Below are 12,888 nucleotides of genomic sequence, written 5' to 3'. Positions count from 1 at the left end.
CAAGGCCCACCCCGACCGTCACTATCCGTGTTCGAGGCGAGCGACCTGCGCATTAGGCCACCTCCACGGTCCCGCCGCTGGCCCCGGCACGCTAATGTGCGCAGCGGACCTTCGCCGGAGGAAGGACGACCATGTTCGTATCACGCCGCTCGCGGGCAGCCTCACTGGCCGCCTGCGCGACGATCCTGCTCGCCACAAGCGCTTGCGGGGATGAAAAGGCCGAGGAGGGAAGCGCTCAACAAGTGCGCCTCTACGGCACGGACGGCAACATGCTCAACTCCTATCCTGCGGAGTTGAAGGAACGTGCCAATCTCGTGGACGGGATGAAGGGAACCACGCCGCTCACCCCGCTGCCGGATGACTTCAAGAGCCGGCTACGGTCCGTCGACCCGGCGCTGACGGACTACCTCTACTCCGCCGAGACGTACGACGCGGTGGTGATCGGAGTGCTCGCCGCCCAACTGGCCGGGAGCACCGACCCGGCGGCCATCGCCAAGCAGATCGTCGGCGTGACCAACGGCGGCCAGCGCTGCGAGGACCCGGCGACCTGCCTGACGCTGGCCCGCGCCGGGCAGGACATCGAGTACCGCAGCGTGTCGCTGACCCGGGCGGGCTTCACCGACAAGGGCGAGCCGGCCACCGCGAGCTACGCCACGCTGACGTTCGACGGCCAGCAGATCAACGACGGCAAGACCGAGTTCGTCGGGGCGGGCACCGAGTCGGCGGCGAGCACCAAGGCGCCGCCGAAGCCGAGGAAGCAGCCCGCCGGCGGAGACGCCGACCAGGAGCCGCTGATCCTGGGCGGCCTGCTGCCGAAGACCGGTGACCTGGCGATCGCCTACCCGCCGATGGCCGCTGGCGCGGCGCTGGCGATCCGGGAGATCAACGCCGGTGGCGGCGCGCTGGGCAAGCCGGTGACCTGGGTGGACGGCGACGACGGCACCAGCCCGGCGGTGGCCAAGGCGACCGTGGCCAAGCACGTGGCGGACGGCGTCAGCCTGATCATCGGCGCTGGCGGCTCGGGTATCTCCCGCGAGGTGCTGCCGGACGTGGTGGCGGCCGGGAAGATCCTCTTCTCGCCGTCCAACACCGACAGTGGCCTGACTGACGTGGAGGACAAGGGCCTCTACTTCCGCACCGCACCGCCGGACAGCCTGCAGGGCCGGGCGCTGGCCGACGTGATCCTCCGCGACGGGTCGCAGAAGATCGTCATCGTCGCCCGCAAGGACTCCTACGGCGAGGGCCTTCAGGCCACCGTCCGTGACGAGCTGGAGAAAGCCGGGATCACCGGCGACCGGCTCAAGCTGCTCACCTACGAGCCGCCGGCCGACGCCAAGGCCCCGCCGGTGGACTTCACCGACGGCGCCAAGGAGATCAAGGACTTCGGCGCGGACGCCGTGCTGGTCATCGGCTTCGGCGAGTCCGCACAGGTGATCCGGGCGCTCGCCGACAGCGGGGTGCAGATCCGGCACTGAGCACCGACCACGGACCACGACGGCCGCACCGGCATTCCGCCGGTGCGGCCGTTTCCGTCCCCGCGTCAACGGGTCCGGCGGCGCTCCAGGAACTCGGTCATCCGCCGGTGCTTCTCGTCGTCCTCGAAGAGCACCGCCTGGCTGACCAGGTCGAGCTGCGGGTGCGCGGCGGCCGGTGCGTCCACCGCCAGCTTGGTGAGCCGCAGCGCCAGCGGCGAGCCCTGGGCCATCTCGTCCAGCAGCCCGTGCGCCACCGTCAGCAGCTCACCGGGCTCGTCCACGACCCGGTTCACCAGGCCGATCCGCAGCGCCTCCGCGGCGTCCACCCGCCGGCCGGTGAAGAGCAGCTCCTTGGCCCGGGCCTCACCGATCAGTGCGGGCAGCCGGTGGGTCGCGCCGGCGCCGGCCAGGATGCCCAACCGCACCTCCGGCTGGCCGAAGAACGCCCGCGCCGTACACACCCGCAGATCGCAGGCGTACGCCAGCTCCGCGCCACCGCCCAACGCCGGGCCGTCGACGGCGGCCACGCTCGGCATCGGCAGCGCCCGGATCCGGGCGAAGGCGGCCGAGTTGATCGCGGCCAGGGCGTCCGTGCGGCCCCGCTCGCGGAGCTGGCCGATGTCAGCGCCGCCGGCGAAGATGCCCTCCGCGCCACCGGTGAGCAGCAGCAGCCGGGGGCGCGCCTCCAGCTCGGCGCAGACCTGGTGCAGCTCGGCGATCAGGTCGGCGTCGATGGCGTTGCGCTTCTCCGGTCGGTCCAGGGTGACCACCACCCGGTCCGGCAGTTCCTCGGTCCGCAGCCCGCTCACCGCTTCACCCCGCCGTGCCACCGGTAGAAGCCGTGCCCGGACTTCTTGCCCAGCCGCCCGGCGGCCACCATCTCCACCAGCAACGGCGGCGGCGCGAAGCGGTCCCCGTACGCGGCCTGGAGGGTGCGGGCGATGTCCAGCCGCACGTCCAGGCCGACCAGATCGGTCAGCTCCAGCGGCCCGATCGGGTGCCGGTAGCCCAGCACCATCGCCTTGTCGATGTCGGCCGGGCTGGCCACCTCGTCGGCGACCATCCGGATCGCCTCCAGGCCGAGGGTGACCCCGAGCCGGGAGGTGGCGAAGCCGGGCAGGTCGCGTACCACGACGGGGTCCTTGCCCAGCCGGCCGGCGAGTGCGACGGCCGCGGCGGTGGTCTCCTCGGCGGTGGCCGGGCCGACCACGACCTCCAGCAGCGCCATCGCCCAGACCGGGTTGAAGAAGTGCAGGCCGAGGAAGCCCTCGGGCCGGTCCAGACCGGCGGCCAGCTCGCCGATGGCGATGCTGGAGGTGTTGCTGCCCAGCAGCGCCGGGTGCAGCGCGGCGGCGTCACGTAGCACCGCCCGCTTCAGGTCGAGCCGCTCCGGCACCGCCTCCACGATCACCTCCGGGGCGGGGGCGACCTCGGCGAGGGTCGGGCGCAGCGTCACCCGCAGCCGGTTCGTGGCAGCCTCGTCGGCGCTCAGCTTTCCGCGCTGCACCGCCCGCTCCCACAGGTCGGCGAGCCGGTTCAGTGCGGTCGCGCCCCGGCCGGAGTCCACCTCGACCAACTCGACGGCGTACCCGGCCCCGGCCGCCACGTACGCGATGCCGAGCCCCATCGTGCCGGCACCGACGACCACGAAACGATCGCTCATCACGCCTCCCTGTCCCGCCCGGCGGCGCGCGGGGTCCCCGCCACGCCAGCCCGGGTGTTCCGCCCACTCCGCTCGCTCATGGTGCGACCCTATGCAGCACGGCGACCCGGCCCATGCGTGGGGGAGCGCGGGATCGGGTACAGACGGCCCGTCAACCGAGGGAAGGACCAGTCGACATGAGCCAGGCACCGGAGAGCGTCACCGACCCGGGTAGCACCGACGGGGAGACCGTGGAGACCCGAGGGGACGAGCGGGTCGACCTGCTGCGCGCCGACACCAACAACGACGGCCGCACCGACGTGTGGGTGGTGGACACCGACGGCGACGGCAAGGCCGACCTGTTCCAGTTCGACACCAACGGTGACGGCAAGGTGGACATCACCATGGTCGACATCGACGAGGACGGCACCCCGGACGAGGTGGTCGACGGCGACGGCGGGCTTCCGCCCGAGCAACTCCCCCCGACCGTCCAGGTCTGAGAGGTAGGGAAGGGCCCCTCCCTGTCGCGGGGCCCTTCCTCACCTGGGTGCTCAGTCGGCGAGGCGCAGGGTAGCCAGGTAGTACGGGGCATCGCGGTCGTCCACATCGGTCAGCCGCCAGCCGCTGCCGTGCACCAGGCTGGCGAACTCGTCCGCCGAACAGACCAGGTAGTCGAACCACTCGGTGCCCAACTCCCGGTAGCGCAGCCGGAGCCGTAGCTGGCCGCCCAGCCGACCCCGGCTGCGGTTGCGCTCGTGGTAGCCGGTGTGCAGCGGGTCACGGGTGCCGTACGGGTCGGTGCCGTGCGCGATGATCTGCGCCCCCGGCCGGGCCAGCGCGGCGAGCGCGGCCAGGAACCCGGGTGCCCGCTCCCGCCCCTCGAACAGCCCCAGGTTGTTGCCGAGCAGCAGGAACGTGTCGTACCGCTGGCCGTCGGCGACGTGCGTGTCCACGGTGCCGTGGACCAGCCGCCGGACCCCGCGCCGCCGGCTCACCGCCAGCGCGCCCGCCGAGGTGTCCAGCCCGGTGACCGGTACGCCGCGCTCCTGGAGCAGCAGCGCGATGCGGCCGGCACCGGTGCCGATGTCCAGCGTCTCGCCCTCGGCCCGGTCCACGGCCCGGTGGTCGTACGGCTGCCAGTCCGCCGGCGCGTCCAGGTAGTGCGCGGCCGGCGCGCCGTTGATCAATCCGTCATCCCGCTCGATGATCTCGATGACCGGCCGGGGCAGTCGCCCGCCGACCAGCGGTCGGGGACCCACCCCGGAGGCCACGGCGAGCGTGTCCCTGAGCAGTTCGCCGACAACGTCACCGATTAGAGGATCCCCCGTCACGACGTTCACGCTATCCGGCCACTCAGCGGCCCGCAGCGGCCGTATCCTGGCGGCGTGACCACGCTGGACAGACTGTCGGCCGAGAAGTACATCCTGCTCACGACCTTCCGCAAGGACGGTCGGGCGGTGCCGACGCCGGTCTGGGCGGTACGCGACGGCGAGGCGTTGGCGGTCTGGACCCGGGCCGACTCGGGCAAGGTGAAGCGGATCCGCCGCAACGGCGAGGTGACCGTGGCGCCGTGCGACGTGCGAGGCCGCCCGCACGGTGCTGAGGTGCCCGCCCACGCGACGATCTACGGTGGCGGCGACACGGGCCGGGTACGCGACCTGCTCAAGCACAAGTACCGGCTGCTCGGTCGGCTGAGCCTGCTCGGCACCCGGCTGCGCCGCGGCGAGGGCGGCACGGTCAGCATCCGGGTGACGCTGGCCGACGGGCGCGACTGAGGCCGGGCGCGCCGGAGGCGGACATGGAAAGGGGCGGCGGATCGAGATCCACCGCCCCTGACCGGAAAAACTGGCGCTCAGTCACCCTGCCGCTGCTGCGGGATCTGGCCCTGCAACAGCGCCCTGACCTCCGACTCGCGGTAGCGACGGTGGCCACCCAGGGTGCGGATGGCGCTGAGCTTGCCCGCCTTGGCCCACCGGGTCACCGTCTTCGGGTCGACACGGAACATCGACGCCACCTCGGCCGGCGTGAGTAGCGGCTCTGGTTCATGCGTTCGCGATGCCATCGGTCACTCCTCCACATGTATAGACATCGGCCGGGGTCCCGCCGGCCGACGCGTCTCCCATGGTCCGGCTAGTCCCCGATGTCCGACATGGGCCGAACGGATGAAGGTCCCTAGACGGACGGATGAACCATGCCCGATTTTTACTACTTTTACATGTCAGAAAGTACCTTATTCGGACTCATGATCACGGTTCGTGATGCGTCAACTACGAGCACACCTCGCCTTGAGAGTGCTCCTTGGGCGATTTGCCTTAGTTGCACCGCTCCAGCAGCTGCACGGCGCGCCACCGGGCCACCAGCTTGTCGTACGCGGCCGACGCCTCCTCGGCCTCACCGCGGGACAGCCCGGCGAGACCGGTGGCGACCAACTCGGGTGAGTCGTCCGCGGCCAACGTCTCGTCGGTGAGCAGATCGACCAGGCCGCCGTAGTCCAGCTCCACCACCGAACGCGGGTGGAACTCCTCCAGCCAGCGGGCCGCCTCCTCCACCGCGTCGGTGATCGGCGCCTCGCCCACCGACTTACGCAGCACCGACAGCGCCCGTGACGAGCGGCGGCGGGCCTTGGAGATCTCGGTCCGGTAGCGCAGCGCCCGTCGGCCCGGCTGGGCGACCAGGTCCCGCTCGGAGGGGTCGAAGAGCACGAACCACCGCAGCGGCACACCCCAGGTGGCGATCTGCTCGTGTACCCGGGGCACCCCGTGCTCCAGCACCCGGGCTCCACTGCGCCAGTCGTCCACCACCGCCCTGGCCTGCCCGGCGAGCACCGGCGGCACGAAGGCGTCGGCGAGCACCGAGGGCACCCCGTCCCGGGCGCTGAGCGCCGCCTCAGCGACTCGGATCCGCAGGTTCCAGGGGCAGACCAGCAGGCTGTCGTCCGTCTCCAGGACGTACGCCTCCTCCGGCAGGTCCGGTAGCCGGGTCCAGCCCGCGCCCAGCGCCTCGATCACCGCCGTCCGCTGCCGGCCGGGCCCCTCCACCGGGGCCACGGCCCGCCCCTCCGACACGTAGCGGCGCCAGTAGCTCTGGCGGTCCCGATCGAAGGCGGTCAGCGGTTCGTACACGCGCAGGTAAGAAGCGAAGAGCGACGGCACGGCGCGATCCTCCCACGAACCGCACCCGGACGCGGTCAGCGGCCGGACCACGCGCGCCGCAACGTGGGACGCCGGCAGCGCGTCGGGCACCCCCACGCCGGCCGATACTAGGCTCGACGACACCGGCAGCATCCCCGCCGGGGTCCACCAGGTCCGCGTCCCACAAGGACGCCACCATTCCAGGAGCCAGTCATGGGCGTATTCGCGAGCACCGACGACCCGGTATCGACCGGACACGAACAGGTCGTGTTCTGCCAGGACAAGCAGAGCGGCCTGAAGGCGATCATCGGGATCTACTCCACCGCGCTGGGGCCCGCGCTGGGCGGTACCCGGTTCTACCCGTACGCCAGCGAGGATGACGCGCTCGCCGACGTGCTCGACCTGTCCCGTGGGATGGCGTACAAGAACGCGCTCGCCGGGCTGGACCTGGGCGGTGGCAAGGCGGTCATCTGGGGCGACCCGGAGCAGATCAAGAGCGAGGCGCTGCTGCGCGCGTACGGCCGCTTCGTGGAGTCGCTGGCCGGCCGCTACTACACCGCCTGCGACGTCGGCACCTACGTGGCGGACATGGACGTCATCGCCCGGGAGACCCGCTACGTGACCGGCCGCAGCGTCGAGCACGGCGGCGCCGGTGATTCCTCGATCCTGACCGCCTGGGGCGTCTTCCAGGGCATGCGGGCCTCCGCCGAGCATGTCTGGGGCACCCCGAGCCTGCGCGGCCGCCGGGTCGGCGTGGTCGGCCTCGGCAAGGTCGGCAAGTACCTGACCGGGCACCTGCTGGAGGACGGCGCCGAGGTGGTGGCCACCGACGTCAACCCGAAGGCGCTGACGTGGGTGCGCACCAACCACCCGGAGGTCACCCTGGTGGACGACCCCACCGCGCTGGTCGCTGCGGACATCGACGTGTACGCCCCGTGCGCGCTGGGCGGCGCGCTGAACGACGACACCGTGCCGGTGCTGCGGGCCAAGGTGGTGACCGGGGCGGCGAACAACCAGCTCGCCCACCCGGGCATCGAGAAGCTGCTGGCCGACCGGGGCATCCTGTACGCCCCGGACTACGTGGTCAACGCCGGCGGTGTGATCCAGGTGGCGGACGAGATCGAGGGCTTCAACTTCGACCGGGCGAAGCTGCGGGCCACCCGGATCTACGACACCACCCGGGAGATCCTGCACCTGGCGGACGCCGAGGGCGTTCCTCCGGCGGTGGCCGCGGACCGTCTGGCCGAGCGGCGGATGGCCGACGTCGGCCGGCTGCGCACGATCCACCTGCGCTGAGCGACCCCGGAGGCGGATCGACCGGATCCGCCTCCGGGCCCCGCCGCCGGCCCGGCTCGGTAAGCTGAGGCCGAGTCAAGTTTGGTGCGTTTTGCCCGGCGTCACGGGTGCTCTCCGTTCCGCTCCTTACCGGGTACACTGGGTTACGGCCGGATCGACGCGACGCGCAGAGCCGGTTGACGGTAACCCGAGGTGCCGAACGATGGCATCCCCATGTACCGTAAGAGCCACGAGAGATGCCTGACGTCATCGGGGCCCGCCTTCGGGCTGCCCCGCATTCTGTGCGAGGGGGTCGAGCCATGGGGCGCGGCCGTGCTAAGGCCAAGCAGACAAAGGTGGCCCGGGAGTTGAAGTACCACTCCCCGAACACCGACCTCACCGCCTTGCAGCGCGAACTGGCGGGTGCTGGTAAGTCTGAGCACCACTTCGACGACGACTCAAAAGAGTTCGTCGACGACGATGATGAGGATCACGCGGACGACGACCCGGATCCCTGGGTTCGTCCGACCCACTGACCTCTCGGCGTAGCTGAGCACGCGGTGACCCCCGCGTGCTCACGCATGTGCCCGTCGAGAGCGCTACCGGCACCGACGATCAGGGGCCTGGCCCGGCGGGAGACCTCTCCGGCCGTTCGACAGGCCCCTGACCGCGGTCCCCGTCAGCGTGGCCGGTTGTTCCAGTTGTAGAAGGTCGGGATGTTCTCGAAGTGGTTCCAGGCGCAGACCGCGCTGGCGTCGTCCCCGCCCGATACCTCCGCCCGCAGCCGCCGTGCGTCCTCGGCCTCCTGAAGCAGCTCGACGAGCCCCGGGGCCACCTCCCGCACCCGCTCGGTGACTCCGTCCGGGGCGTCATCCGCCTCGCGCTCAGGCAACCGGTGACTCGTGGTCTCGGGCATGCTCCAACACTCCCTCCAATAGGCGGATCTTGCTGTTGCGGCAGTGCTCGGTCTCCGTACCGTCGAAACGCCCCAGCTCGAAGTAGCGGTTGGCCGCATGGCCACCGCCACAGAAGCCGAAGTACGGGCAGGACGTCCGGCACGACTCCACCCCGGCCAGGAACTCGCCCACCCAGGGCGTCGCGGCAGCGCCCGTGAGGATCTCGGCCAGCGGGGTGGTCAGCACGTTGCCGCTGCTGAAGTCGCCGTAGTGGGGGTCGGTGAAGCCGGCGAGCTCCGGGGAGAGCACGGTCACCGAGCCGTCGTGCCCGATCGTCGGGATGGGGTCCAGCCGGCGGGGCAGCACGCTGTCCGCCGAGTTGTCGAGCACCGCCGCGGCGTAGCGCAGCGACCACTCGATCTCGCGCAGGTGAATCCGGGGCTCCCGGCGCCAGGCCGCCACCAGCTCCGCCCAGAAGGCGGTCACCGCCGCCGCGTCGTGACGGTTGTCGCGGGTGTTTACCCCCTCGGTCTCCTCGATGTTGATGCCCAACACGTCGCAGCCCAGCCCGAGGAAGTAGTCGTACAGCTCGGCGGCGAGCCCCGCCTCCGGCCTGGACACCACGGCGAGCGCGGAGAACGGCAGCCCGTGCCGACGCAGCGCGGCGACCCCGCGCAGGATCCGGTCGTACGCCGGCTGGCCTCCCCGGTTGACCCGGTCGCCGTTGCGCTCCCGGGGCCCGTCCACGCTCACGCTCACCCGCACCTCGTGCCGGGCGAAAAAGTCGCACCAGTCGTCGTCGATCAGCGTGGCGTTGGTCTGCACGTGGTGCTCGACCTGGGGCCCGAACGGCGCGATCAGGTCGGCCAGGTGCTCCCGGCCGGCCGCCAGCGGCTCACCGCCGTGCCACACCACGGAGAATCGACCGGCCGCCGCCCACGGGTTGACCGCCGCCGCCACCGCCTCGGCCACCGGCACCGGCATTCGCCGGTCGGCGGCCCGGAACGGCAGGTAGCAGTACGCGCAGTCGAGGTTGCAGAGGGTGGTGGGCTGCATGACGACGTACGACGGGACCGCGGCCAGACCGCGCATCCCGCTGAACGACCGTTCCCGAGCAGCCATCGCCCTCCTCCGCCTAGCCTGAGGGTGCCCTTCAGGCTAGGCGGCATTGGCCACTCGGGTGAAGCCCTGATCAGGTGCCCGTACGATCACCAGAACGTGATCATCCGCGGGTGTGCTGGCCAACCATCTGCACGTTGCCGGTGCCCTCGATGATCTCGCCGGCCTGCCACGCCTCGACCCCACGACCGGTCAGCGTGGCCAGCGCGCGGTCGGCGTCCTCGGCCGAGACGATCGCGAACATGCCGACGCCCATGTTGAAGGTCGACTCCATGTCCTGGTCGTCGATCCGACCCTTCGACTGGATCAGGTCGAAGACCGGCTGCGGCTTCCAGGTGGACCGGTTGACCACCGCGTCGACGTGCTCGGGCAGCACCCGGACCAGGTTGCCGGGGATGCCGCCGCCGGTGACGTGGGCCAGCACCCGCACCTCGGCCTCGGCGATCAGCTTCAGGCAGTCCTTGGCGTAGATCTTGGTCGGGGTGAGCAGCTCCTCACCCAGGGTCCGCTGCCGGCCGAAGTCGTCGATCACGATGTCCAGCCGCATCCGGGCCGCGCCGAGCAGCACGTGCCGGACCAGCGAGTAGCCGTTGGAGTGCAGGCCGGAGGAGCGCATGGCAATCACCACGTCGCCCACCTCGACCCGATCCGGGCTGAGGATGTCGCTCTCCTCGACCACGCCGACGCCGGTCGCGGAGATGTCGTACTCGTCCGGGCGGAGCACGCCGGGGTGCTCGGCGGTCTCCCCGCCCAGCAGCGCGCAGCCGGCGTAGCGGCAACCGTCGGCGATGCCCGCGCCAATCTCGGCGACCTTGTCCGGAACCACCTCGCCGGTGGCGATGTAGTCGAGCAGGAACAGCGGCTCGGCCCCACAGGCCACCAGGTCGTCGACGACCATCGCGACCAGGTCGATGCCGACCGTGTCGTGGATGTCCATCTGCTGGGCGATCACCAGCTTGGTGCCCACCCCGTCGGTGGAGGAAGCCAGGATCGGGTTCTTGTACTTGGTCGTGTCCAGCCGGAACAGGCCGGCGAAGCCGCCGAGGTCACCCAGCACCTCGGGGCGACGGGTCTGACGCACCTTCGACTTGAGCAGCTCCACCGCGCGGTCACCCGCGTCGATCGAGACGCCCGCGTCGGCGTACGAGACCGAGCGTTTGCGGGTCTGACGGCCGGCGCCGGCCGTCCAGAGCTGGCGGTCGCCGCCGGCGCCGGTCGGGCTGCTTCCTGCGCCGCTGCGCTCGGACACGTGCGTCACGGTTCTCCCCTTTGTGGTTCTCGGTGCCGCACCGGCGGTGGCCGGGCCGCGCCGGTTGGTGCTACGGGCGGTTTGCGGTCACGCCACCCGGAGTGGCGACGAGCGAGCCGTTGGTGTGTGGGGCTTCCGGTGCCGAGTTGGCGACCCGTCGGCCCACCCCTTCGAGCACGTGCTTGCCGATCAGGTTGCCGGCCGGCAGCTCGATCGGGTACTCCCCATCGAAACACGCCCGACACAGCCGGGTCTTCGGCTGCTCGGTCGCGGCGATCAGGCCAGGAAGCGAAACGTAACCCAGCGTGTCGGCTCCGATGGAACGCCGGATGCCGTCGTTGTCCAACCCGTTGGCCAGCAGCTCCGCCCGAGTGGCGAAGTCGATGCCGTAGAAGCACGGCCAGCTGACCGGCGGGGAGGAGATCCGGACGTGCACCTCCAGTGCCCCCGCCTCGCGCAGCATCCGCACGATGGCCCGCTGCGTGTTGCCGCGGACGATCGAGTCGTCCACCACCACCAGCCGCTTGCCCCGGACGTTCTCTCGCAGCGGGTTGAGCTTGAGCCGGATGCCGAGCTGGCGCAGGGTCTGCGACGGCTGGATGAAGGTGCGCCCCACGTACGGGTTCTTCATCAGACCGGCACCGTAGGTGATGCCGGACGCCTCCGCGTAGCCGATCGCGGCCGGGGTGCCGGACTCCGGCACGGGGATCACCAGGTCGGCCTCGACCGGGTGCTCCTTGGCCAACTGCCGGCCGATCTGCACCCGTGCCGCGTGCACGTTGCGCCCGGCGATGGTTGCGTCCGGGCGCGCGATGTAGACGTACTCGAAGAGACAGCCCTTGGGCTCCGGCGCGGCGAACCTGGTGGAGCGCAGCCCGTCCTCGTCGATCGCGATCAGCTCGCCCGGCTCGACCTCGCGCACCACGCTGGCACCGACGATGTCCAGCGCGGCGGTCTCACTGGCGACCACCCAGCCGCGCTCCAACCGGCCGAGCACCAGCGGGCGTACGCCGTGCGCGTCGCGAGCCGCGTAGAGGGTCGACTCGTCCATGAAGACGAAGCTGAACGCGCCCCGCAGCTGCGGCAGCACCTCCATCGCGGCCGCCTCGACCGACAGGTCCGGTCGGCTGGCCAGCAGCATGGTCACCAGGGAGGTGTCGTTGGTCGAGCCGTCCGCGACGAGGCCGCGCTCGGCGACCTCCTTCTCCAACTCGGCGGTGTTGACCAGGTTGCCGTTGTGGGCCAACGCGATGGTCGTGCCGGAGCTGGTCGACCGGATGGTCGGCTGGGCATTTTCCCAGTTCGAGGCGCCGGTCGTGGAATAGCGGGCGTGCCCGATCGCCAGGTGGCCGCGCAGGCTGGCCAGGGTGGGCTCGTCGAAGACCTGGGCCACCAGGCCAAGATCCTTGTAGACCACCACACCGGAGCCATCGCTCACCGCGATGCCCGCCGCCTCCTGGCCGCGGTGCTGGAGGGCATAAAGGCCGAAATAGGTCAGATTGGCGACCTCTTCGCCCGGAGCCCAGACGCCGAAGACGCCACAGGCATCCTGTGGGCCGGGTCGCTGGGGGTCAAGGTCGTGGCTCAGCCGGCCGTCGCCTCGGGGCACTACCGCTCCCTCATGCTGGTCTGGACCGGCCTGGCGGAGATCACGGGGCGGATCCACACTCCTCGGCCGGGACCACTGTCGTCGCCTGACAGTGTACGCGAATCGCCATCAATACAGATAGTCACGATTTCCCTGCTGAGCGTGACGATCACCCGGACATTGGGGCAACTAGAGGGGCAGATATGCGGAGAGGTCCGCACGGACGCCGCTCACCTGGACTCGACCGTCGGTAACCGCCTCGGTCCAACCGATTCGTCCGGTGGCCAGCTTCAGCCAGGTGTCCGGGGCCATCTCGACCACGTTTGGCGGGTTTCCCCTGGTGTGTCGAGGACCCGGAACGCACTGGACAGCACCGTATGGTGGGACGCGTACCTCCACCGATCGGCCGGGGGCGCGCTCCGCGAGGACGGCCAACAAGGACCGGACCGCCTCCCGGAGCACCGGCCGTTCGGGCGTACGCCCCTCGTCGAGCGCCGACAATGCCGCCGCAAT

General features: G+C 71.0%; 15 protein-coding genes. 5 read left to right on the top strand and 10 right to left on the bottom strand.

Annotated elements, in window-relative coordinates:
- Positions 1–131 precede the first annotated feature (131 nt).
- Complete coding sequence (locus OG470_RS08350) at positions 132–1,475, top strand: ABC transporter substrate-binding protein (protein WP_328422380.1); 1,344 nt, start codon at positions 132–134, stop codon at positions 1,473–1,475.
- Positions 1,476–1,540: 65 nt separating this feature from the next.
- Here OG470_RS08350 and OG470_RS08345 read toward each other — a convergent pair whose 3' ends face one another.
- Complete coding sequence (locus OG470_RS08345) at positions 1,541–2,284, bottom strand: enoyl-CoA hydratase/isomerase family protein (protein WP_328422378.1); 744 nt, start codon at positions 2,282–2,284, stop codon at positions 1,541–1,543.
- Complete coding sequence (locus OG470_RS08340; RefSeq protein ID WP_328422376.1) at positions 2,281–3,138, bottom strand: 3-hydroxyacyl-CoA dehydrogenase family protein; 858 nt, start codon at positions 3,136–3,138, stop codon at positions 2,281–2,283. The genes OG470_RS08345 and OG470_RS08340 overlap by 4 nt, the downstream gene beginning before the upstream one ends.
- A 176-nt stretch (positions 3,139–3,314) precedes the next feature.
- Here OG470_RS08340 and OG470_RS08335 point away from each other — a divergent pair, with 176 nt between their 5' ends.
- Positions 3,315–3,617, top strand: coding sequence for a hypothetical protein (locus OG470_RS08335; protein WP_074315850.1), 303 nt, complete (start codon positions 3,315–3,317; stop codon positions 3,615–3,617).
- A gap of 51 nt (positions 3,618–3,668) precedes the next feature.
- Here OG470_RS08335 and OG470_RS08330 read toward each other — a convergent pair whose 3' ends face one another.
- Positions 3,669–4,448: a class I SAM-dependent methyltransferase gene (locus tag OG470_RS08330; RefSeq protein WP_328422373.1), complete on the bottom strand. Its 780-nt coding sequence runs from the start codon at positions 4,446–4,448 to the stop codon at positions 3,669–3,671.
- Between the two features lie 54 nt (positions 4,449–4,502).
- Here OG470_RS08330 and OG470_RS08325 point away from each other — a divergent pair, with 54 nt between their 5' ends.
- On the top strand, positions 4,503–4,892 hold the full coding sequence (locus OG470_RS08325; RefSeq protein WP_328422371.1) for a PPOX class F420-dependent oxidoreductase: 390 nt from the start codon (positions 4,503–4,505) through the stop codon (positions 4,890–4,892).
- Between the two features lie 77 nt (positions 4,893–4,969).
- On the opposite strand, the gene OG470_RS08320 is transcribed toward OG470_RS08325, so the two are convergent.
- Together OG470_RS08320 and OG470_RS08315 are read right to left on the bottom strand one after the other, a co-directional pair.
- A complete protein-coding gene (locus OG470_RS08320) occupies positions 4,970–5,179 on the bottom strand; it encodes a BldC family transcriptional regulator (RefSeq protein WP_007073996.1) in 210 nt (69 codons plus the stop codon).
- Positions 5,180–5,429: 250 nt separating this feature from the next.
- Positions 5,430–6,269: a hypothetical protein gene (locus OG470_RS08315; protein WP_328422369.1), complete on the bottom strand. Its 840-nt coding sequence runs from the start codon at positions 6,267–6,269 to the stop codon at positions 5,430–5,432.
- A gap of 192 nt (positions 6,270–6,461) precedes the next feature.
- On the opposite strand from OG470_RS08315, the gene OG470_RS08310 reads away from it, so the two are divergent.
- On the top strand, positions 6,462–7,544 hold the full coding sequence (locus OG470_RS08310) for a Leu/Phe/Val dehydrogenase (protein WP_328422367.1): 1,083 nt from the start codon (positions 6,462–6,464) through the stop codon (positions 7,542–7,544).
- A gap of 299 nt (positions 7,545–7,843) precedes the next feature.
- Positions 7,844–8,059, top strand: coding sequence for a DUF3073 domain-containing protein (locus tag OG470_RS08305; RefSeq protein WP_328422365.1), 216 nt, complete (start codon positions 7,844–7,846; stop codon positions 8,057–8,059).
- 143 nt (positions 8,060–8,202) lie between these two features.
- On the opposite strand, the gene amcA is transcribed toward OG470_RS08305, so the two are convergent.
- The 5 genes from amcA to OG470_RS08280 all read right to left on the bottom strand — a co-directional run bounded on the left by amcA (position 8,203) and on the right by OG470_RS08280 (position 12,888).
- A complete protein-coding gene (gene amcA / locus OG470_RS08300) occupies positions 8,203–8,439 on the bottom strand; it encodes a multiple cyclophane-containing RiPP AmcA (RefSeq protein WP_328422363.1) in 237 nt (78 codons plus the stop codon).
- Entirely contained in the window at positions 8,408–9,511 is a 1,104-nt protein-coding gene (gene amcB / locus OG470_RS08295) for a cyclophane-forming radical SAM peptide maturase AmcB (RefSeq protein WP_328426224.1), read from the bottom strand. The genes amcA and amcB overlap by 32 nt, the downstream gene beginning before the upstream one ends.
- Positions 9,512–9,641: 130 nt before the next feature.
- Positions 9,642–10,796: a phosphoribosylformylglycinamidine cyclo-ligase gene (gene purM, locus OG470_RS08290; RefSeq protein ID WP_328422361.1), complete on the bottom strand. Its 1,155-nt coding sequence runs from the start codon at positions 10,794–10,796 to the stop codon at positions 9,642–9,644.
- Between the two features lie 61 nt (positions 10,797–10,857).
- On the bottom strand, positions 10,858–12,396 hold the full coding sequence (gene purF, locus OG470_RS08285; protein WP_328422359.1) for an amidophosphoribosyltransferase: 1,539 nt from the start codon (positions 12,394–12,396) through the stop codon (positions 10,858–10,860).
- 168 nt (positions 12,397–12,564) lie between these two features.
- Positions 12,565–12,888: a sterol carrier family protein gene (locus tag OG470_RS08280; protein WP_328426222.1), complete on the bottom strand. Its 324-nt coding sequence runs from the start codon at positions 12,886–12,888 to the stop codon at positions 12,565–12,567.

The sequence above is a fragment of the Micromonospora sp. NBC_00389 genome (assembly GCF_036059255.1).
Classification (GTDB): Bacteria; Actinomycetota; Actinomycetes; order Mycobacteriales; family Micromonosporaceae; genus Micromonospora.
This window is presented reverse-complemented; position numbering and strand designations above follow the sequence as displayed.

Excerpts from the sequence above, each read along its gene's own strand:
- OG470_RS08350 (WP_328422380.1), top strand. The coding sequence starts at position 132 with ATGTTCGTATCACGCCGCTCGCGGGCAGCCTCACTGGCCGCCTGCGCG.
- OG470_RS08340 (WP_328422376.1), bottom strand. The coding sequence starts at position 3,138 with ATGAGCGATCGTTTCGTGGTCGTCGGTGCCGGCACGATGGGGCTCGGC.
- OG470_RS08335 (WP_074315850.1), top strand. The coding sequence starts at position 3,315 with ATGAGCCAGGCACCGGAGAGCGTCACCGACCCGGGTAGCACCGACGGG.
- OG470_RS08320 (WP_007073996.1), bottom strand. The coding sequence starts at position 5,179 with ATGGCATCGCGAACGCATGAACCAGAGCCGCTACTCACGCCGGCCGAG.
- OG470_RS08310 (WP_328422367.1), top strand. The coding sequence starts at position 6,462 with ATGGGCGTATTCGCGAGCACCGACGACCCGGTATCGACCGGACACGAA.
- OG470_RS08305 (WP_328422365.1), top strand. The coding sequence starts at position 7,844 with ATGGGGCGCGGCCGTGCTAAGGCCAAGCAGACAAAGGTGGCCCGGGAG.
- amcA (WP_328422363.1), bottom strand. The coding sequence starts at position 8,439 with ATGCCCGAGACCACGAGTCACCGGTTGCCTGAGCGCGAGGCGGATGAC.
- amcB (WP_328426224.1), bottom strand. The coding sequence starts at position 9,511 with ATGCGCGGTCTGGCCGCGGTCCCGTCGTACGTCGTCATGCAGCCCACC.